The following is an 18,692-nucleotide window of genomic DNA, read 5'->3' as shown; positions in this document are numbered from 1 at the left end:
GACCGATTCGCCGAGCCTGCGCAGCCCGCTGGCGCTCGCGCTGTTCGCGGTGGATCACCGCTGCGTCGCCGACATCGGCTGTCGCTGACACACGGGCCGGATGCCCCATCCCGCCCAGCCCCGACCGGAGCCCGGTCGACCGAATCCGTCGCCACCCTGTTCGCCCGCCCGAGAGGTCCGCGTGTCCCCCTCCCGCAGCCGCACCGCGACCGCCCGCAGCCGCGGTGTCGTCGGTGTCGTCCTCGCCCTCGTGGTGGCCGTGGCGACGGCCGCGTGTGGCGCAGGCTCCACCGATGTGCCCGGGGGTCGGGACATCTCGAGCGGGTCACACCACCTCGACGTCGTCGCCTACGCGACGCCCAAGCCGGGGTACGACGCGATCATCCCCGCGTTCCGCGACACCCCGGCCAGCGCCGACATCGGGTTCTCCCAGTCCTTCGGTCCCTCCGGCGACCAGTCGCGCAAGGTGGCGCGTCGCGTCCCGGCCGACGTCGTCAACTTCTCCGTCGAACCCGACATGACGCGACTGGTGACGGCGGGCGTCGTCGACGAGGACTGGAAGACGCAGTACCCGAACAACAGCACCCCGTTCGGGTCGGTGGTCGCGCTCGTCGTCCGGAAGGGCAACCCGAAGAACATCCGTGACTGGGACGACCTGCTGCGGCCGGGTATCGAGGTCGTCACCCCCAACCCGGGCAGCTCCGGGTCGGCCAAGTGGAACCTGTTGGCGCCCTTCGCCGCCGCGAGCAACGGTGGTGTCGACGAGAAGGCCGGGCTCGACTACGTCCGCGCGCTCGTCGACGACCACGTCCGGGTGAACCCGAAGTCCGGCCGGGAGGCGACGACCACCTTCGAGCAGGGTCAGGGCGACGTGCTGATCAGTTACGAGAACGAGGCGATCATGTTGGCGCGCAGGAACGCCGAGGCGCCGCCCTCGCAGCGCATCGACTACGTCATCCCCCCGCAGACCGTCAAGATCGAGAACCCGGTCGCGATCGTGTCCACCAGCACCGAGAAGGCGTCGGCGCGGCGCTTCGTCGACTTCCTGTTCAGCGACGAGGGGCAGCGCATCTGGGCGCGACAGGGCTTCCGGCCGGTGGACCCGTCGGTGATCGCCGCGACCGCCGGTGACTTCCCGGGTCGCATCCAGAAGCTGTGGACCGTCGCGCAGCTCGGGAAGGTGCTCGGTGCCCGTGTCGCGCAACGCACAGGCGGCACGGCGCCCACCGGATGGAAGGCCGTCGACGCCGAGCTGTTCGGCACCTCCGGGGCCATCAGCGAGATCTACGACTCCGGGAGCAGGTCGTGACCGCCCTCGAGATCGACCCGACACCGCCGCCGGAGGGCACGCGCAGCGCCGGTCGCCGCCGGGTCGGCGCGACACCGCTCGGCGTGGGCGTCGCCGGACTGTGGTTGACCGTGATCGTGCTGCTGCCGCTGGCGGCGATCACGGCGAAGTCGTTCGACGACGGGTGGAGCGGCTTCGTCGACGCCGTCACCGCGCCGGGTGCGGTCGGCGCGATCGAGGTCACGGTGCTCGTGTCGGCCGTCGTCGCGCTCGTCAACGTCGTGATGGGCACGATCATCGCCTGGGTCCTCGTCCGCGACCAGTTCCCCGGCAAGGGAATCGTCAACGCCCTCATCGACCTGCCGTTCGCGTTGCCGACCATCGTCGCCAGCCTGGTGCTGCTGTCGCTGTACGGCCCGGACAGCCCCATCGACATCCAGCTGAACGCGACGAAGCCCGCGTTGGTCATCGCGCTCGCCTTCGTCACCCTGCCGTTCGTCGTGCGTCAGGTGCAGCCGGTCCTCATCGAGGTCGACCGGGAGGTCGAGGAGGCAGCGGCGTCGCTGGGCGCCTCGAACTGGACGACGTGGTGGCGGGTGATCTTCCCGTCCCTGGCGCCGGCGATCCTCACCGGGGCCGGCCTGGCGTTCACCCGCGCGATCGGTGAGTTCGGCTCCGTCGTGCTGATCGGCGGCAACATCCCCGACGACACCCAGGTGGCGTCCCAGTACATCCAGCAGCAGCTCGAGATCGACGCCCCCGTCGACGCGTCGGCGGTGTCGGTGGTCCTGCTGCTGATCGCCTTCGTCGTCCTGCTGGCGCTGCGCTTCGTCGGGCGCCGCGCCGCACGTCGCGAGGGGGCCGACACGTGAGGCTCTCACCGTTCGCCCGCCACGGTCTGCGCACGCTCGCCCTGGTCTACCTGTTCGTGCTGTTGGTGGTGCCGGTCGCCCTGATCTTCTGGCGGTCGTTCGAACACGGCATCGTGCAGTTCTGGGACTGGATCACCACGCCTGCCGCCATCGCGGCCCTGCAGCTGAGTCTGCTCATCGTCGTGATCGTGGTGCCGCTCAACGTGGTGTTCGGCATCGCGACCGCCGTCGCCTTGGTGCGCGGCCGATTCCCGGGGCGCGGCCTCGTCCAGGCGGTCATCGACCTCCCGTTCGCCGTGTCGCCGGTCATCGTCGGCGTCTCGCTCGTGCTGCTGTGGGGATACGGCGGCTGGTTCGGGGGTGTCGAGTCGCTCGGCTTCCGGGTCATCTTCGGGTTGCCGGGCATGGTGCTCGCGACGATCTTCGTGACGTTGCCCTTCGTCGTCCGCGAGGTCGAACCGGTGCTCCGAGAGATCGGCACCGAACAGGAGGAGGCCGCGGCCACCCTGGGCGCGGGGGCGTGGGCGACGTTCCGCCGCATCACCCTCCCGGCGATCCGTTGGGGCCTCACCTACGGCATCGTCCTCACGGTGGCCCGCAGCCTCGGTGAGTACGGGGCGGTCATCATCGTCTCGTCGGGTTACCCGGGCATCTCGCAGACGCTCACGTTGCTGGTGTCATCGCGGTACACCGACGACTACAACGAGTACGGCGCCTACGCCGCGGCCACGCTGCTGATGCTCATCGCGATCGCGGTGCTGATCGTCATGACGCTCGTCGAACGCCGCGGATCGGCAGGCCGTCCGACCCGCGCCGCCCGCACGACCACCACCGACGGCCCCGCCGCCGGTGACCCCGCGACCACATCGACCGAGCCGGGGGCCGTGGCCCCGGACGAGGAGTACGCACGATGACGATCTCGGTGACCCGCGCCAACAAGCGATACGGGACGTTCGCAGCACTCGACGACGTCTCCCTCGACATCCCCCGGGGGTCGTTGACCGCGCTGCTGGGCCCCTCCGGGTCCGGCAAGTCGACCCTGTTGCGCGCGATCGCCGGTCTCGACGCGCTCGACTCCGGCACGGTGCGCATCAACTCCGAGGACGTCACCCGACTGTCGCCGCAGCGCCGCGACATCGGGTTCGTCTTCCAGCACTACGCGGCCTTCAAGCACATGACGGTGCGCGAGAACGTCGCGTTCGGGCTGAAGATCCGCAAGCGCCCGAAGGCCGAGATCGCCCGCAAGGTCGACGAGTTGCTCGAGGTCGTCGGTCTCGCCGGGTTCCAGACGCGCTACCCGGCGCAGCTCTCCGGCGGACAGCGGCAGCGGATGGCGCTCGCCCGCGCCCTCGCGGTCGACCCGGAGGTGCTGCTCCTCGACGAGCCGTTCGGCGCCCTCGACGCCAAGGTCCGGGAGGACCTGCGCCGCTGGCTGCGTCGGCTGCACGACGAGGTGCACGTGACCACCGTGCTCGTCACCCACGACCAGCAGGAGGCGCTCGACGTCGCCGACCGGATCGCGGTGCTGAACAAGGGCCGCATCGAACAGGTCGGCAGCCCGGACGATCTCTACGACCGTCCCGCCAACGAGTTCGTCATGTCGTTCCTCGGGTCGGTCGCCCGGCTCAACGGGACGCTGGTCCGCCCGCACGACCTCCGACTCGGTCGGACCCCCGACCTCGCGCTCGACGACTCGGAGGTCGACGGCGCGGTGTCGCAGACGGGGGTCTTCAAGGCGACCGTCGTCCGCGTCGTCCACCTGGGTTTCGAGGTCCGCGTGGAGCTGACCAACTCCGCCACCGGTGACGAGTTCCACGCCCAGATCACACGCGGCGACGCCGCCGCCCTCGCGTTGACGGAGGGCGACGACGTCTTCGTGCGGGCGACGCGCATCCCGGCCATCGCCGGGTGATCACGCTCAGCCGAAGGGCAACCCGCCGAACGGGGAGCCGCCGCCGAACGGGGAGCCACCGCCGCCGAACGGCGACTGCTGCTCCTGCTGTCCGCGGGCGGGCACGGTCGTCCGCGCGGTGTCCTTCGCGGTGCCCAGCGTCACGGTCACGGTCTTGCTGGACCCGCCGGACTGCACGGTCAGCGGGATGGACTGACCCGGCTGCTGCTTGAGGATCTGCGCCATCAGGTCGGCGTAGTTGCCGATGGGAACGCCGTTCACCTTCGTGATGACGTCACCCGGCGCGATCCCGGCCTTCGCGGCCGGACCGCCCTGCGTGACACCGGAGATCGGTGCGCCCGTGACGTTCGACGGGCCGTCGGAGCCCGACAGCGACCCGGAGACCCCCAGGATCGGCTTGGTGGCCGAGCCGTCCTGCATGAGCTGATCGGCGACGCGGCGAGCGGTGTCGACGGGGATCGCGAAGCCGAGGCCGAACGCCTGCACCCCTCCCTGCGCCGACTGCCCGGTGTCGACGGCGGAGTTCACGCCCACGACCTGCCCCTGCAGGTTCACCAGTGGCCCGCCGGAGTTGCCGGGGTTGATGGGGGTGTCGGTCTGGAGCCCGTTGTAGACGGCGACGGACTGGCCGCTGTCGTCGGAGGCGGTCACGGTGCGGCTCAGGTTCGACACGATGCCGGAGGTGACGGTGTTGGAGAGGTTCTCGGGGCTGCCGACGGCGACGACCTGCTCACCGACCTGCACGGCCGAGGACTGACCGAGCACGGCCGGGGTCAGGTTCGACACCCCGTCGACCTTGATGACGGCGAGGTCGTAGGACGGTGCCACGCCGCGGATGGTCGCCGCGTGGGTCGAGCCGTCCGGGAAAGCGACCTGGATCCGTCCACCGGACCCCGCACCGGCCACGACGTGGTTGTTGGTCAGGACGTAGCCGTCGCGGGTCAGCACGATGCCGCTTCCCACCGCGGTGCCGTTCTGGCCGGTGACGGTGATGTCCGCGGTCGACTTCGACGCGACCTGCGCGGCGTAGGGGATCGAACCCGGGGACGCCGAGGTGACGGTCGCGGAGGCGGGCTGGGCCGTCAACGCGGCCGGAGCCGCGGAGGAGTTGTGGTCGAACAGGGCGACGCCGCCGGCGCCGAGACCGCCGCCGATCACGCCGGCCGCGACGACCGCCGCGAGCAACGGGGTCGTCCGACGCCGCGGCGCCGCCATCGGGGGCGCGTAGGTGCTGGGGGAGGCGTACCCGTACCCGCCGGGAGGGGTTCCCGGCGCGTACGGCGGGGGGACGTCGTGCCGGTGGTGACCGCCTGCACCGAGGTCCTGGGTCGGATGCGTCTCGTGCAGGCGCTCGGTGGAGGGGTCGTCGTCTCGCTGTCCATACGGTGTCTGGTCCATGAGGCCACCGTCCGCCGCGCACCTGAGAGGGTCCGGAGAATTCCCTCCCGATCCGCTGAGCCTTCTCAGTGAGTTGTCGGCACACCCGCTGTCCGGCGGTCGAGGGCCGCGACGACCCGCCTGCGGACGACGTCGATCACCGCGGGATGTGTGCCCAGGGGCCCGGCCATCGCCCACGGGCGATCGCCGTGGGCGTCGGCCTCGTCGAGGATGCGTTCGACGCGGTCGGTGAGCGTGCCCGCGGACAGGAACCACGGTGCCACGACGACCCGCCGCGCGCCGTCGACGCGGAGCCGTGCCTCGGCGGACCGGACGGAGTCCGAACGGGTGGCGAACGCGACCTGCACGGGCACGTCGAGTCCCCGCCGGGCGAGCACCCCGGCGAGATCGCCGGCGCGGCGGACCGTCACCGCGTCGGCGTCGGCGTCACTGGATCCGACCGCGCACATGAGCACCCCGTCGTCGGGGGTGACACCCGCCTCGGCGAGCCGGTCGGCGAGCGCCGTCGTCAGCGCGGGGTCGGCGAGGACGGGTGTGTGCACCGTCGACAGGTCGGGTCGCGCGGCGTCGACGAGAAGGCCGGGCAGGTCGACACGGTTGTGGAACGCGTCGCCGAGGAGCAGCGGCACCACGGCGACGTCCCCGGTGAGGCCGGTGAGGGCGTCGGGGACCGACGGTTCGTCGAGGTCGAGGTAGGCGAGGGTGACCGGGACGTCGGGCAGGGAGGCCGCCACCGCGTCCCGGACCCGTCGCGCCGTGGCGGCGAACCGCGGGTCGCGGCTGCCGTGGGCGACGAGCAGAGCCGACATCGGTCGAACCCGCGTCAGACCAGTGCCGACAGTCGCAGCCGCGCCAACGCGTCGCCGACGAGACCTGCCGCGAGGGTGTTGCCGCCCTGGGGGTCGATGAGCAGGAAACTGCCGGTCTCGCGGTTGACCTGGTAGTCGTCGGCCGCGATCGGTTCGGCGGTCTGTACCGTCACCCGCCCGATCTGGTTCAGCGCCAACGATTCCGGCGATTCCTGCACCTGCAGGTCCTGCTCGTCGAACACCGCGTCGACGCCGCCGACGATGGCCGGTGTGGTGCGGGTGCCGTGCTTGAGCAGCAGGCGTGCGCCGGGCTGCAGCGGCTTGTCGCCGAGCCAGCAGAGCGTCGCGGTGAACGACGACATCGGCTCGGGGGCGTCGGAGACCGCCGCGATCAGATCGCCGCGCGACACGTCGAGGTCGTCGGCGAGCAGGACGGTCACGCTGCGTCCGGTGTGTGCCGACGGCAGCGACCCGTCGGCGGTGTCGATGCCGGAGACGGTGGTGCGCAGCCCCGACGGGAGCACCACGACCTCGTCGCCGACGGCGATCTCACCGGCCGCGACCTGGCCTGCGTACCCGCGGTAGTCGGGATGGTCGGCAGTGCGGGGGCGGATCACGTACTGCACCGGGAAGCGTGCGCCGACCGGGGCGCGGTCCGCCTCGTTCGGCACCGTCTCGAGGTGGTCGATGAGCGTCGGGCCGTCGTAGAAGGCGGTGAGCGACGACCTCTCGGCGATGTTGTCGCCGCGCAGCGCGGAGACCGGGATCGCCTGGATGTGCTCGTCGTCCCAGCCCAGGGCGTGGGAGAGGTCGGCGAAATCCGCGCGGATGCTCGCGAACGTCGACTCGGGGTCCTCGACGAGGTCGATCTTGTTGACCGCCAGCACCAGTCGACCCACACCGAGCAGAGCCATCACCGCGGCGTGGCGGCGGGTCTGGTCGACGATGCCGTTGCGGGCGTCGACGAGCAGGATCACCAGCTGTGCGGTGGAGGCGCCGGACACGGTGTTGCGCGTGTACTGCACGTGACCGGGGGTGTCGGCGAGGACGAAACTGCGCCGCGGCGTGGCGAAGTAGCGGTACGCCACGTCGATGGTGATGCCCTGTTCGCGCTCGGCGCGCAGGCCGTCCACGAGCAGCGACAGGTCCGGGGTGTCCAGGCCGCGGTCGACCGATGCGCGGGTGACGGCGTCGATCTGGTCGGCGAGAACGGATTTCGTGTCGAAGAGCAGGCGGCCCACCAGGGTGGACTTGCCGTCGTCGACGCTGCCCGCGGTGGCGATGCGCAGCAGGTCGCTCATCAGAAGTAGCCCTCTCGCTTGCGGTCCTCCATGGCGGCCTCCGACACGCGGTCGTCACCTCGGGTGGCGCCGCGCTCGGTGAGCCGCGACGCCGCGACCTCGGCCAGGACGGCCTCGTTGTCGGCGGCGTCGGAGAGGACGGCGCCGGTGGTCGACCCGTCGCCGACCGTGCGGTACCGGACCGAGAGCCGTTGCAGCTCCTCGCCGTCGCGCGGTCCACCCCATGGGCCGGGTGTCATCCACATGCCGTCGCGCTCGAACACCTCGCGCTCGTGCGCGTAGTAGATCGGGGGCAGCAGGACCTGTTCGCGCGCGATGTATCGCCACACGTCGAGCTCGGTCCAGTTCGACAGCGGGAAGACCCGCACGTGCTCACCCGGGGCGTGGCGACCGTTGTACAGGTTCCACAGCTCGGGACGTTGGCGCTTGGGGTCCCACTGGCCGAAGGCGTTGCGGAGGGAGAAGATCCGCTCCTTGGCGCGGCTGCGCTCCTCGTCGCGGCGACCCCCGCCGAACACCGCGTCGAAGCGGTTCTCGGTGATGGCGTCGAGGAGGGGGACGGTCTGCAACGGGTTGCGGACACCGTCGGGCCGTTCGGTGAGACGCCCGTCGGCGATGTAGTCCTCCACCTTCGCCACGTGCAGACGCAGGTTGTGCCGGTCGACGACCTGGTCGCGGAACGCGAGCACCTCGGGCAGGTTGTGCCCGGTGTCGACGTGCAGCAGCGAGAACGGCACGGGGGCCGGCCAGAACGCCTTGATCGCCACGTGCAGCAGCACGGTCGAGTCCTTGCCGCCGGAGAACAGGATCACCGGGCGGTCGAACTCGCCGGCGACCTCGCGGACGATGTGGATCGCCTCGCTCTCGAGCGCGTCGAGGGTGTCCCACCCGGCGTCGTCGCCGTGCAGCGACGGGAACGTCCCCACCTGTGTGTCTCCGATCGTCATGCGTGCAACCCACATTCGGTCTTGGCGCGGCCGGCCCAGCGGCCGCTGCGCGGATCGGCTCCCGGCGCCGGCTTGGCGGTGCACGGCTCGCACCCGATGGAGGGATACCCCTCGTCGACCAGCGGGTTGACGAGCACACCGCGCCGATCGATGTAGTCCTGCATCTGCTCGTCGGACCATGCGGCGATCGGGTTGATCTTCACCAGGCCGAAGGTCTCGTCGAACGAGATCAGCGGGGCGTTCGCACGGGTGGGGGACTCGACGCGGCGGATGCCGGTCACCCAGGCGCTGTATCCCGACAGCGTCCGCTGCAGCGGCACCACCTTGCGCATGCGGCAGCACTCGGCCGGGTCGGAGGCGAAGAGGTTCCGGCCCACCAGTTCGTCCTGCTCGGCGACCGAGTGCTCCGGGAGGACGCTGACCATCTCGACGTCGTAGACCTGTTCGACGGCGTCGCGGGTGCCGAGGGTCTCGGCGAAGTGGTAGCCGGTGTCGAGGAAGAGGACCTTCAGCTTGTCGCCGCCGAGGGCCTCGGGCGCGATCGCGTCGACCGCGAGGTCCACCAGGGCGGCGTCCTGCATGTTCGACGCGACCACGAAGTCGCCGCCGAAGGTCGACGCGGTCCAGCGGAGCAGCTCGGCCGGGTCGGCGTCGGGCCCGAGCTCACGGGCCCCCTGCTCCGCCAGATCACGCAGGGCGGCCTCGGTACGGGTGGCAGTGCTCATCGCAGATCCTCCTCGTCGGCGCGGACCGCCCACTGGGCGAACCGCTCGCCGTCTTCGCGATACTTCACAAAGTTTCGCACCACGCGATCGATGTAGTCGCCCAGTTCGCCGGTTGTGACCTTGTGCTGGCGCAACTTGCGTCCGAATCCGGCGTCCTGACCGAGGCTGCCGCCCAGGTGGACCTGGAAACCCTCCACGTGGTCGCCGTTCTCGTCCTCGACGAGTTGACCCTTGAACCCGATGTCGGCGATCTGCGCACGGGCGCACGAGTTCGGGCAGCCGTTGACGTTGATCGTGATCGGCACGTCGAGCTGGGCGTCGACGTCGGCGAGTCTTTCCTCGAGTTCCGGGACGAGCGCCTGGCTGCGCTTGCGCGTCTCGGTGAACGACAGCTTGCAGAACTCGATGCCCGAGCACGCGATGAGGTTGCGCCGCCACCGCGACGGGCGGCCGTCGAGGCCGTGGGGGCGCAGCTCGTCGATGAGGGTGTCGACCGCGTCGTCGGGTACGTCGAGCACCACGAGCTTCTGATACGGGGTGAAACGGATGCGGTCGGACCCGGCGCGGCTCGCGGCGGCGGCCACCGCCTGCAGCGTCGTCCCGGAGACCCGTCCGGCGATGGCGGCGAAACCGACGGCGTTGAGACCGTTCTTGAGCCGCTGGACGCCGACGTGGTCGCGGGGTGCGTCGAGCGGCGCGGGAGCGGGCCCGTCGACGAGGGGGCGGTGGAGGTACTCGTCCTCGAGCACCTGGCGGAACTTCTCCATGCCCCAGTCCTTGAGCAGGAACTTCAGGCGGGCCTTGGCGCGCAGGCGGCGGTAGCCGTAGTCGCGGAACAGGCCGACGACGGCCTCCCACACGTCGGGCACCTCGTCGAGCGGGATCCACGCCCCGACACGCTGCGCGAGCATCGGGTTGGTGGACAGCCCGCCACCGACCCACAGGTCGAGTCCGGGGCCGTGCTCGGGGTGCACCACGCCGATGAACGCGACGTCGTTGACCTCGTGGGCGACGTCCTGCAGCCCCGAGATGGCGGTCTTGAACTTGCGCGGCAGGTTCGAGTACGCCGGGTCGCCGACGTACCGCGCGACGATCTCGTCGATCGCCGGCGTGGGGTCGAGGACCTCGTCGACCGCCTCGCCGGCGAGCGGGGACCCGAGGACGACGCGCGGGCAGTCCCCGCACGCCTCGGTGGTCTTCAGGCCGACGGCCTCGAGTCGCTGCCAGATCGCCGGGACGTCCTCGATGCGGATCCAGTGGTACTGGACGTTCTCGCGATCCGACAGGTCCGCGGTGTCGCGGGCGTATTCGGTGGAGATCTCACCGATGGTCCGCAGCTGCTCGGCGGTGAGCGCGCCCGCGTCGCAGCGGACCCGCATCATGAACTGGCTGTCCTCGAGGACGTCGATGTTCTCGTCGCCGGTCCATGTGCCGTCGTATCCCTGCGCGCGCTGGGTGTAGAGGCCCCACCACCGCATGCGCCCCCGCAGGTCCTGCTTGTCGATCGAGTCGAAGCCGCGGTGGGCGTAGATGTTCTCGATGCGGGCCCGGACGTTGAGCGGGTCGTCGTCCTTCTTGACCTGCTCGTTCGGGTTGAGAGGCTCGCGGTAACCGAGTTTCCACTGGCCCTCGGCGCGGCGCTTGGCCGGGCGGGGTCGGCGCGCGCGGGACGCGGGGTTCTCGGCGTCGGTGGACGACGTCATGGGGATGCTCCTGGGGCTGTCGGCGCGGGCTACGGGCACGCGGCCGGGAGAGATGCGATACCGGGTGGAACGGTCGTCGGTCGGCCCGGAGGGCGTCGTCGCGGGCTGGGCGACGGGGACGGACGATCGGTCAGGGTCGACAGAACGCGCTGCACACGCGCTTGAGGTCGATGTGGCGACGTTCGGCCAGCCACACCCCGGGTGAGATCACGGCGCCCATGGTGCCACGCGCCTCCTCCGGGGGTCCATTCGGTCGACGGGGATCGGCATGAGCGTGCTCACGCCCGATGACCACCGGCAACGACGGTCGCCGTCCGGGCATTCCCCGCCGCCGGCCGGGGGCGCGGCTCGGGTGATGATGGGGTCATGACCTCTGTCGCGCCGACACCGGACACCCCGGTGCTGCAGCTGGGCGCGGTGGACCCGGCGACGCCGCTCGGGCTCTACGTCCACGTCCCGTTCTGCGCCACGCGCTGTGGCTACTGCGATTTCAACACCTACACGGCGGGCGAGCTGGGGTCGTCGTCCTCGCCCCGTTCGTGGCTCGACGCGGTGGCCACGGAGCTGCGGCTGGCGGCGGAGGCGATGTCGCCGGCGCGTCCGGTGTCGACGGTGTTCGTCGGCGGTGGGACGCCGTCGTTGCTGGGCGCCGACGGTCTCACCGAGGTGCTCGACGCGGTCCGCGCCGTGTTCGATCTCACCGACGACGCCGAGGTGACCACCGAGAGCAACCCCGAGTCGACGTCACCGGAGTTCTTCGACGGGCTCCTCGCGGCCGGCTTCACACGGGTGTCGCTGGGGATGCAGTCGGCGGCGCCGCATGTGCTCGCGGTCCTCGACCGCGTCCACAGCCCCGGGCGTGCGGTGCAGGCGGCGCGGGAGGCACGTGCCGCCGGGTTCGCCCACGTCAACCTCGACCTGATCTACGGCACGCCGGGGGAGACCGCCGCCGACATGGACGCGACGCTCGACGCCGTGCTGGCGGCCGAGGTCGACCACGTGTCCGCCTACGCGCTCATCGTGGAGGACGGCACCGCGATGGCCCGCCGGGTCCGGCGCGGCGAGATCCCCGCGCCGGACGACGACGTGCTCGCCGACCGCTACGAGGCGATCGACGCGCGGCTGTCGCTCGCGGGTCTGCAGTGGTACGAGGTGTCGAACTGGGCCCGCGCGGGTGACGACTCCGCGAGATGTGCGCACAACATCGGCTACTGGGACTCGGCGGACTGGTGGGGCGTCGGTCCCGGCGCGCACTCGCACGTCGGGGGCGTGCGCTTCGCCACGGTCAAGCACCCGGCGCGTCACGCCGCGGCGCTGGCCCAGGGCACGCTGCCGATCGCGACGGTGGAGACGCTGACCGACGAGGAACGCCACACCGAACGCGTCATGCTCGCCATCCGACGACGCGAGGGTCTCGCCCGGGCCGATCTGCGGCCCGCCGAGGTCGTCGCGGCCGACCGACTCGCGGCCGACGGGCTCACCGACTGGCGCGACGATCGGGTGGTTCTGTCCAACCGTGGGCGTCTGCTCGCGGATGCCGTGGTGCGGGAGCTGCTGGTCGCGCGGTGATCGGCGCGGTGTCCTCGTCGTCTGCCGGGGCCGGGGCCGGGGCCGGGGCGGCGGGCGCGTCCGGGTGCAGTGCGTCCAGATCGAGCAGGCGGGCGTGGATGACGTGCCGGTTGCGCAGCGCTGAGCGGACCGCCCGGTGCAGACCGTCCTCGAGGTACATCTCGCCGTGCCATCGCACGACGTGGGCGAACAGGTCGCCGTAGAACGTCGAGTCCTCGGACAGGAGCTTGTCCAGGGCCAGTGCGGTGGTGACCGTGGTCAGCTGGTCGAGCCGGAACTGTCGAGGCGGGATCTTGGCCCAGTCGCGTGTGGTCAGGCCGTGGTCACGATAGGGCTTGCCGTTGCGGACACCCTTGAAGATCACCGACCCGTCCTCCCGTCGCCGTCGTGTCGTGCCCGACCGGTTCACGGTAGGTGATCGCGCACCGCGCGGTGGGCGGGAGTGACCGCCGCCTCCACGTAAACTCGCATGGATCGGACCCTGCGGTGCAGGACGGGGTCGGTGCCGGGCGTGGACGGAGGTGTGTCACCCATGTCGAGTACGGACGAGCGACGGTTCGAGGTGTTGCGCGCGATCGTCGCCGACTACGTCGCGACGCAGGAGCCGATCGGGTCGAAGGCCCTGGTGGATCGCCACCAGCTCGGGGTGTCGAGCGCCACCATCCGCAACGACATGGCGGTGCTGGAGGCGGAGGGGTACATCGCCCAGCCGCACACCAGTTCCGGCCGGGTGCCGACCGACAAGGGTTACCGCCTCTTCGTCGACCGCATCTCCGAGGTGAAGCCGCTGTCGGCGGTCGAACGGCGCGCGATCCTGAGCTTCCTGGACTCCGGCGTCGACCTCGACGACGTGCTGCGCCGCTCGGTGCGGTTGCTGGCCCAGCTCACCCGGCAGGTCGCGATCATCCAGTACCCGGTCCTGTCGTCGGCCACCGTGCGTCACCTCGAGGTCGTCGCGCTGAGCCCCTCGCGGCTGCTGTTGGTCGTCATCACCGACACCGGGCGCGTCGAGCAGCGGATGGTCGACCTCGGCGAGGCCCGCGACGACACCGACATCGCCCGACTGCGCGACATGTTCTCCGCGGCGTTGCACGGCAAGCGGCTCGAGGTCGCGTCGCACGCGGTCGCGGAGTTGGCGACGGATGCACCCGAGGACATCCGTCCGGCCGTCATCCGCATCGCGACCGTCCTCGTCGACACGCTCGTCGAGCGCACCGACGACCGGCTCGTGCTGGGGGGCACCTCGAACCTGGCGCGCGCCGCGGCCGACTTCACACCGGTGCAGGGGTCGATGGACTCGGTCCTGGAGGCCCTGGAGGAGCAGGTCGTCGTCCTGAAACTCCTCGCCGCCGCGGGCATGCCCGGGCAGGTGACCGTGCAGATCGGTGAGGAGACGAACACCGAGAACCTCCGTGGCGCCTCCGTCGTGTCCACCGGGTACGGTGCCTCGGGCACCGTGTTCGGCGGCCTGGGGGTCCTGGGGCCCACACGGATGGACTACCCGGGGACGATCGCGTCGGTCGCCGCTGTTGCCAGATACGTCGGTGAGGTGCTGGCCGAGCGCTGACGGGCGCCGCGCACCACCGACCACCCACCGTTTCCCCGATCGACTCCAGTGAAGGACATGGCTTCCACCGTGGCACGTGACTACTACGGCACCCTGGGCATCGCTCAGGGCGCCTCCGACTCGGAGATCAAGCGGGCCTACCGCAAGCTCGCCCGTGAACTCCACCCCGACGTCAACCCCGACGAGCAGGCGCAACAGCGTTTCGCCGAGGTGTCGACGGCCTACGAGGTGCTCTCCGACCCCGAGAAGCGACGCATCGTCGACGCCGGCGGTGACCCGCTGGCCTCGGCGGGCGCAGGCGGCGGGTTCGGCGGCTTCGGCGGTGGTGGTCTCGGCGACGTGTTCGAGGCGTTCTTCGGCGCCGGGGCCGGCGGGGGCCGGGGGCCGCGCGGTCGCGTGCAACCCGGATCCGACGCGCTGCTGCGCATGCAGCTGGACCTCGACGAATGCGCGAAGGGCGTCAGCAGAGAGGTCACGGTCGACACCGCCGTCCTCTGCGACGTCTGCCACGGTCAGGGTGGCAACGACGGCAGCAAGCCCGTGACCTGCGACATCTGCAAGGGTGCCGGCGAGATCCAGTCGGTGCAGCGCTCGTTCCTCGGCCAGGTGATGACCTCGCGGCCGTGCCCGACGTGCAAGGGTGCCGGCCAGATCATCCCGGACCCGTGCCGCAAGTGCGCGGGCGACGGCCGGGTGCGGTCGCGCCGGAACCTCACCGTCAAGATCCCCGCCGGCGTCGGCGAGGGCATGCGTGTGCGCCTGCAGGGTCAGGGTGAGGTCGGCCCGGGCGGCGGCCCCGCAGGCGACCTCTACGTCGAGGTCGTCCAGAAGTCGCACGAGGTGTTCATGCGTGACGGCGACGACCTGCACTGCACCGTGCGGGTGCCGATGGTCGACGCCGCGCTGGGCGCCTCGCTGGAGATCGACACCGTCCTCGACGGTCGTGCCACCGTCACCGTCGACCCCGGTACGCAGCCCGGGCAGGTGGTGACCATCAAGGGGCAGGGCATGCCGCACCTGCACACGGGGGTGCGGGGCACCCTGCACGTCCATCTCGACGTGGTGGTGCCGACCCGGCTCGACAGCAAGCAGACCGATCGCCTCAAGGCGTACAAGGCCGTCGCGACCGGTGAGCGCCTGGAACTGGTCGACTCCCAGTCGGCGACCACCGGCGGCCTGTTCTCTCGGCTGCGCAACGCCTTCGCCGGTCGCTGACGTCGGCGCGGTGACGACGGGACCCGGGCGATGACACCCCCGCTGTTCTGGGTCGACGAGGTGCCCGGCGACGGAGCACGCGCCGATCTCGCGGGCGCTGAGGGGCATCACGCGGTGACCGTCACGCGCATCGTCGCCGGTGATCGGATCACCGTCTGCGACGGTCTCGGCACCGTCGCCGACTGCGACGTGGAGGCCACCCTGGCCAAGGACCGCCTGCGCTACCGGGTGGTGGACAGGCGCGTGGTTCCGGCCCCGGATCCACCGGTCACGCTGGTGCAGGCGCTGCCGAAGTCCGATCGCTCCGAGCTCACCGTGGAGCTGGCGACCGAGGCCGGCGTCGACCGGATCGTGGCATGGCAGAGCGCACGGTCGGTCAGTCGCTGGGTGGGCCCGCGCGCGGAGAAGGGCATCCGGAAGTGGACCTCGACGGCGGCCACCGCCGCCAAACAGAGTCGCCGCCCGCACATACCCGTCGTCGACGGCCCGGTGGGTCTGCCCGGCGTCCGTGAGCTCGTGGCCGACGCGGTGGGCTCCGGCGGGGTGGCGCTGGTCCTGCACGAGGCCGCCTCCGAGCCGCTCGCCGACATCCCGCTGCGCGACGCCACCGCGGTGGTGCTCGTCGTCGGCCCGGAGGGTGGGATCGACCCCGACGAGCTCGACGACCTGCGCGCACTCGGTGCGCGACCGGTGCGGATGGGTCCGGAGGTGCTGCGCACGTCGACCGCGGCCGCGGTCGCGCTCGGGGCGATCGGTGTGTCCACGCGACGCTGGTCGCCGCGCTGAGTCCGACTCCTCGACATAGGATCTCGGCGATGAAGGATCCGCAACGGTGACGACACGTGTCAAGGTGCCCTACGGCCCGGGCGAATCGCAGTTCGGCCATCTGTACATCCCGACCATGCCCGGCGTCGACGACGACGGCGTGCTCCCGCCGGTGCGGGTCGTGGTGATCGTCCACGGCGGGTACTGGTCCACCGAGTTCGGACTCATGGTGCAGACCCCGGTCGCGAAGGATCTCGCCGACCGTGGGGTCATCGTCTGGAACGTCGAGTACCGGCGGGCCGGGGAGCCCGGTGGCGCCTGGCCGCAATCCGGCTACGACGTGACGAACGCACTGCTCGCGCTCGACGGCCCCGTCCGTGACGCCGTGCCACGGGAGATGCTCGCCGCCGTCGACCGCGACGTCTCCGTCGTCGCCCACTCGGCGGGCGGCCAGTTGGCCCTCTGGGCGGTGGCCCGGATCGGCGCCCGGACGCGGTTCCTCACCCTCTCCACGGTGGTGGCGCAGGCGCCGGCCTCGGATCTCGTGCTCGTCGGGGAACGCGGTCACGAGCGTCTCGCGATGTTCATGGGGGCCGACTACGCCAGCACACCCCACAGGTATCGAGATGCCTCACCCGCCCATCTCGACCCGTTCCCCGCGCATGTCGTGGTGATCAGCGGCGAGGAGGACACCGCCGTACCGCCGGAGTTGAGCGCGGCGTACGTCTCCGCGGTGACCGAGCGGGGCCAGTCGGCCGAACTGGTGACCGTCCCCGGGGAGGGCCACGACGCGTTCCTGGACCCGACGAGCCGGTCGCACCGGGAGACGTTGCGCCGCCTCGGCGTGTGATCGGTACGCGGCCGTCCTCCCACCTGCACCGACGGCCGGGAAACACGCTCGATCCCGGCGGGTCGGCGCGGGTAGACTCGGTGGGTACGCACTCGCCGGACCCGCCGCCGGGTGTGACGAGACGACGAGGAGCGACACGTTTGGTGACCGACGCCATCACCGCTGGCCGTGACCAGCGGGCGGAATCCAGCATGGAGGTGTCGCCGGACGTCGTCGTGGGTCTTCTCGGTACCGGCGACCGCAACCTGCGGGCCCTGGAGGAACTGCTCACCGCCGACATCCACGTGCGGGGCAACCGCGTCACCCTCACCGGGGAACCGGCCGACGTCGCGCTCGCCGAGCGGGTGCTCGCCGAACTCGTCTCGATCGTCCGCCACGGGACCACCCTCACCCCGGACCTGGTGCGCCACAGCGTCACCATGATGTCCGACGGGTCGGGTGCCTCACCGGCCGACGTGCTGAGCCTCGACATCATCTCGCGGCGCGGCAAGACGATCCGGCCGAAGACGCTCAACCAGAAGCGCTACGTCGACGCCATCGACACCAACACCGTCGTGTTCGGGATGGGCCCGGCCGGTACCGGCAAGACCTACCTCGCGATGGCCAAGGCGGTCCAGGCGCTGCAGGCGAAGTCGGTCAACCGGATCATCCTGACCCGACCGGCCGTCGAGGCGGGGGAGCGGCTCGGATTCCTGCCGGGCACCCTGAACGACAAGATCGACCCGTATCTGCGGCCCCTGCACGACGCCCTGCACGACATGATGGATCCCGACGCGATCCCGAAGTTGATGGCGGCGGGCGTGATCGAGGTGGCGCCGCTGGCCTACATGCGCGGTCGCACGCTCAACGACGCGTTCATCATCCTCGACGAGGCGCAGAACACCACCGGCGAGCAGATGAAGATGTTCCTGACCCGGCTGGGCTTCGGGTCGAAGGTCGTCGTCACGGGTGACGTCACCCAGGTGGACCTGCCGGGCGGCGCGGAGAGCGGGCTGCGGACGGCCGCACGCATCCTCGACGGCATCGACGACATCCACTTCGCCACGCTGACCAGTTCCGACGTGGTGCGACACCGGCTCGTCGCCGACATCGTCGACGCCTACGGCCGTTTCGAGGAGTCGCAGGACATCGCCCGCGGCGGCAACCGGGCCGCGCGCCGCGCCGGTCCCGCCGGCCGTCGTTAGTCTTCGACCGCCCGATCGTGATCGGATGGACGCCATGAGCATCGAGATCTCCAACGAATCCGGCGTCGACGTCGACGAACCGATGTTGGTGGCGGTCGCGGGGTTCGCGCTCGCGGCGATGGACGTGCACCCCGCCGCCGAGCTGTCGATGGTTCTCGTCGACGACGAGACGATGGCCGAGCTGCACCTGCGGTGGATGGACCTGCCCGGTCCCACCGACGTCATGAGCTTCCCGATGGACGAGCTGACCCCCGGCGGACGGCCCGATGCACCCGACCCCGGGCCGGCGATGCTGGGGGACATCGTCCTGTGCCCGTCGTTCGCGGCCGCGCAGGCCGCGTCGGCCCAGCACTCGGTGGACCACGAACTCGTCGTCCTCACCGTGCACGGGGTCCTGCACCTGCTCGGCTACGACCACGCCGAGCCCGACGAGGAGAAGGAGATGTTCGGTCTCCAGGGCCGGATCGTCGACGACTGGTACGTCGCTCGCCGCGAGGACCAGCGCCGCCGCCGCCAGGAGGCGCGCGACTCCAGCCTGCTCGATCGCATCGGGTTCACCGCGGGCGACACCCGCCGGGAGCGCTGAC

18 protein-coding genes are annotated in these 18,692 nt (G+C 71.1%); 11 read left to right on the top strand and 7 right to left on the bottom strand.

The window, feature by feature from the left end; genetic code table 11:
* Positions 1 to 250: 250 nt before the first annotated feature.
* From ACXVUM_RS00400 to ACXVUM_RS00385, 4 genes are read left to right on the top strand one after another with little or no spacing between them, the layout of a single operon-like run.
* A complete protein-coding gene (locus ACXVUM_RS00400) occupies positions 251 to 1,309 on the top strand; it encodes a sulfate ABC transporter substrate-binding protein (protein ID WP_458522739.1) in 1,059 nt (352 codons plus the stop codon).
* Between the two features lie 11 nt (positions 1,310 to 1,320).
* Positions 1,321 to 2,160, top strand: a complete 840-nt coding sequence (gene cysT, locus ACXVUM_RS00395; RefSeq protein WP_458522738.1) for a sulfate ABC transporter permease subunit CysT — start codon at positions 1,321 to 1,323, stop codon at positions 2,158 to 2,160.
* Entirely contained in the window at positions 2,157 to 3,074 is a 918-nt protein-coding gene (gene cysW / locus ACXVUM_RS00390; protein ID WP_458519916.1) for a sulfate ABC transporter permease subunit CysW, read from the top strand. Before cysT ends, cysW begins: the two co-directional genes overlap by 4 nt.
* Positions 3,071 to 4,072 (top strand): sulfate/molybdate ABC transporter ATP-binding protein, encoded by a 1,002-nt coding sequence (locus tag ACXVUM_RS00385; RefSeq protein ID WP_458519915.1) that lies wholly within the window; start codon positions 3,071 to 3,073, stop codon positions 4,070 to 4,072. Before cysW ends, ACXVUM_RS00385 begins: the two co-directional genes overlap by 4 nt.
* A gap of 6 nt (positions 4,073 to 4,078) precedes the next feature.
* Here ACXVUM_RS00385 and ACXVUM_RS00380 read toward each other — a convergent pair whose 3' ends face one another.
* From ACXVUM_RS00380 to ACXVUM_RS00355, 6 genes are all read right to left on the bottom strand, one after another.
* Positions 4,079 to 5,470 carry a S1C family serine protease gene (locus ACXVUM_RS00380; RefSeq protein WP_458519914.1) on the bottom strand — a complete coding sequence of 464 codons (1,392 nt, stop codon included), beginning with the start codon at positions 5,468 to 5,470 and terminating at the stop codon, positions 4,079 to 4,081.
* A gap of 65 nt (positions 5,471 to 5,535) precedes the next feature.
* Positions 5,536 to 6,279, bottom strand: coding sequence for a sirohydrochlorin chelatase (locus ACXVUM_RS00375; protein ID WP_458519913.1), 744 nt, complete (start codon positions 6,277 to 6,279; stop codon positions 5,536 to 5,538).
* Between the two features lie 14 nt (positions 6,280 to 6,293).
* Positions 6,294 to 7,580 carry a sulfate adenylyltransferase subunit 1 gene (locus tag ACXVUM_RS00370; protein ID WP_458519912.1) on the bottom strand — a complete coding sequence of 429 codons (1,287 nt, stop codon included), beginning with the start codon at positions 7,578 to 7,580 and terminating at the stop codon, positions 6,294 to 6,296.
* Positions 7,580 to 8,527 (bottom strand): sulfate adenylyltransferase subunit CysD, encoded by a 948-nt coding sequence (gene cysD, locus ACXVUM_RS00365; protein ID WP_458519911.1) that lies wholly within the window; start codon positions 8,525 to 8,527, stop codon positions 7,580 to 7,582. The genes ACXVUM_RS00370 and cysD overlap by 1 nt, the downstream gene beginning before the upstream one ends.
* Entirely contained in the window at positions 8,524 to 9,252 is a 729-nt protein-coding gene (locus ACXVUM_RS00360; RefSeq protein WP_458519910.1) for a phosphoadenylyl-sulfate reductase, read from the bottom strand. The genes cysD and ACXVUM_RS00360 overlap by 4 nt, the downstream gene beginning before the upstream one ends.
* Positions 9,249 to 10,955, bottom strand: coding sequence for a nitrite/sulfite reductase (locus ACXVUM_RS00355; RefSeq protein ID WP_458519909.1), 1,707 nt, complete (start codon positions 10,953 to 10,955; stop codon positions 9,249 to 9,251). The genes ACXVUM_RS00360 and ACXVUM_RS00355 overlap by 4 nt, the downstream gene beginning before the upstream one ends.
* Positions 10,956 to 11,321: 366 nt before the next feature.
* Here ACXVUM_RS00355 and hemW point away from each other — a divergent pair, with 366 nt between their 5' ends.
* Entirely contained in the window at positions 11,322 to 12,524 is a 1,203-nt protein-coding gene (gene hemW, locus ACXVUM_RS00350) for a radical SAM family heme chaperone HemW (RefSeq protein ID WP_458519908.1), read from the top strand.
* On the opposite strand, the gene ACXVUM_RS00345 is transcribed toward hemW, so the two are convergent.
* The gene (locus ACXVUM_RS00345; RefSeq protein ID WP_458519907.1) at positions 12,433 to 12,888 is read right to left on the bottom strand and encodes a type II toxin-antitoxin system VapB family antitoxin; all 456 of its coding nucleotides are present in this window, start codon (positions 12,886 to 12,888) and stop codon (positions 12,433 to 12,435) included. The two genes, hemW and ACXVUM_RS00345, sit on opposite strands and share 92 nt — an antisense overlap.
* 168 nt (positions 12,889 to 13,056) lie before the next feature.
* Here ACXVUM_RS00345 and hrcA point away from each other — a divergent pair, with 168 nt between their 5' ends.
* The 6 genes from hrcA to ybeY all read left to right on the top strand — a co-directional run bounded on the left by hrcA (position 13,057) and on the right by ybeY (position 18,691).
* Entirely contained in the window at positions 13,057 to 14,091 is a 1,035-nt protein-coding gene (gene hrcA / locus ACXVUM_RS00340) for a heat-inducible transcriptional repressor HrcA (protein WP_458519906.1), read from the top strand.
* 69 nt (positions 14,092 to 14,160) lie between these two features.
* Positions 14,161 to 15,306: a molecular chaperone DnaJ gene (dnaJ, locus tag ACXVUM_RS00335; RefSeq protein WP_458522737.1), complete on the top strand. Its 1,146-nt coding sequence runs from the start codon at positions 14,161 to 14,163 to the stop codon at positions 15,304 to 15,306.
* A gap of 30 nt (positions 15,307 to 15,336) precedes the next feature.
* Positions 15,337 to 16,092, top strand: a complete 756-nt coding sequence (locus ACXVUM_RS00330) for a 16S rRNA (uracil(1498)-N(3))-methyltransferase (protein WP_458519905.1) — start codon at positions 15,337 to 15,339, stop codon at positions 16,090 to 16,092.
* A gap of 46 nt (positions 16,093 to 16,138) precedes the next feature.
* Positions 16,139 to 16,921: an alpha/beta hydrolase family protein gene (locus ACXVUM_RS00325; RefSeq protein WP_458519904.1), complete on the top strand. Its 783-nt coding sequence runs from the start codon at positions 16,139 to 16,141 to the stop codon at positions 16,919 to 16,921.
* Positions 16,922 to 17,112: 191 nt separating this feature from the next.
* Positions 17,113 to 18,105, top strand: coding sequence for a PhoH family protein (locus tag ACXVUM_RS00320; RefSeq protein WP_458522736.1), 993 nt, complete (start codon positions 17,113 to 17,115; stop codon positions 18,103 to 18,105).
* 34 nt (positions 18,106 to 18,139) lie between these two features.
* A complete protein-coding gene (ybeY, locus tag ACXVUM_RS00315; protein ID WP_458519903.1) occupies positions 18,140 to 18,691 on the top strand; it encodes an rRNA maturation RNase YbeY in 552 nt (183 codons plus the stop codon).
* The last annotated feature ends 1 nt before the right edge of the window (position 18,692 follow it).

It is taken from the genome of Williamsia sp. SKLECPSW1 (assembly GCF_054332755.1).
This window is presented reverse-complemented; position numbering and strand designations above follow the sequence as displayed.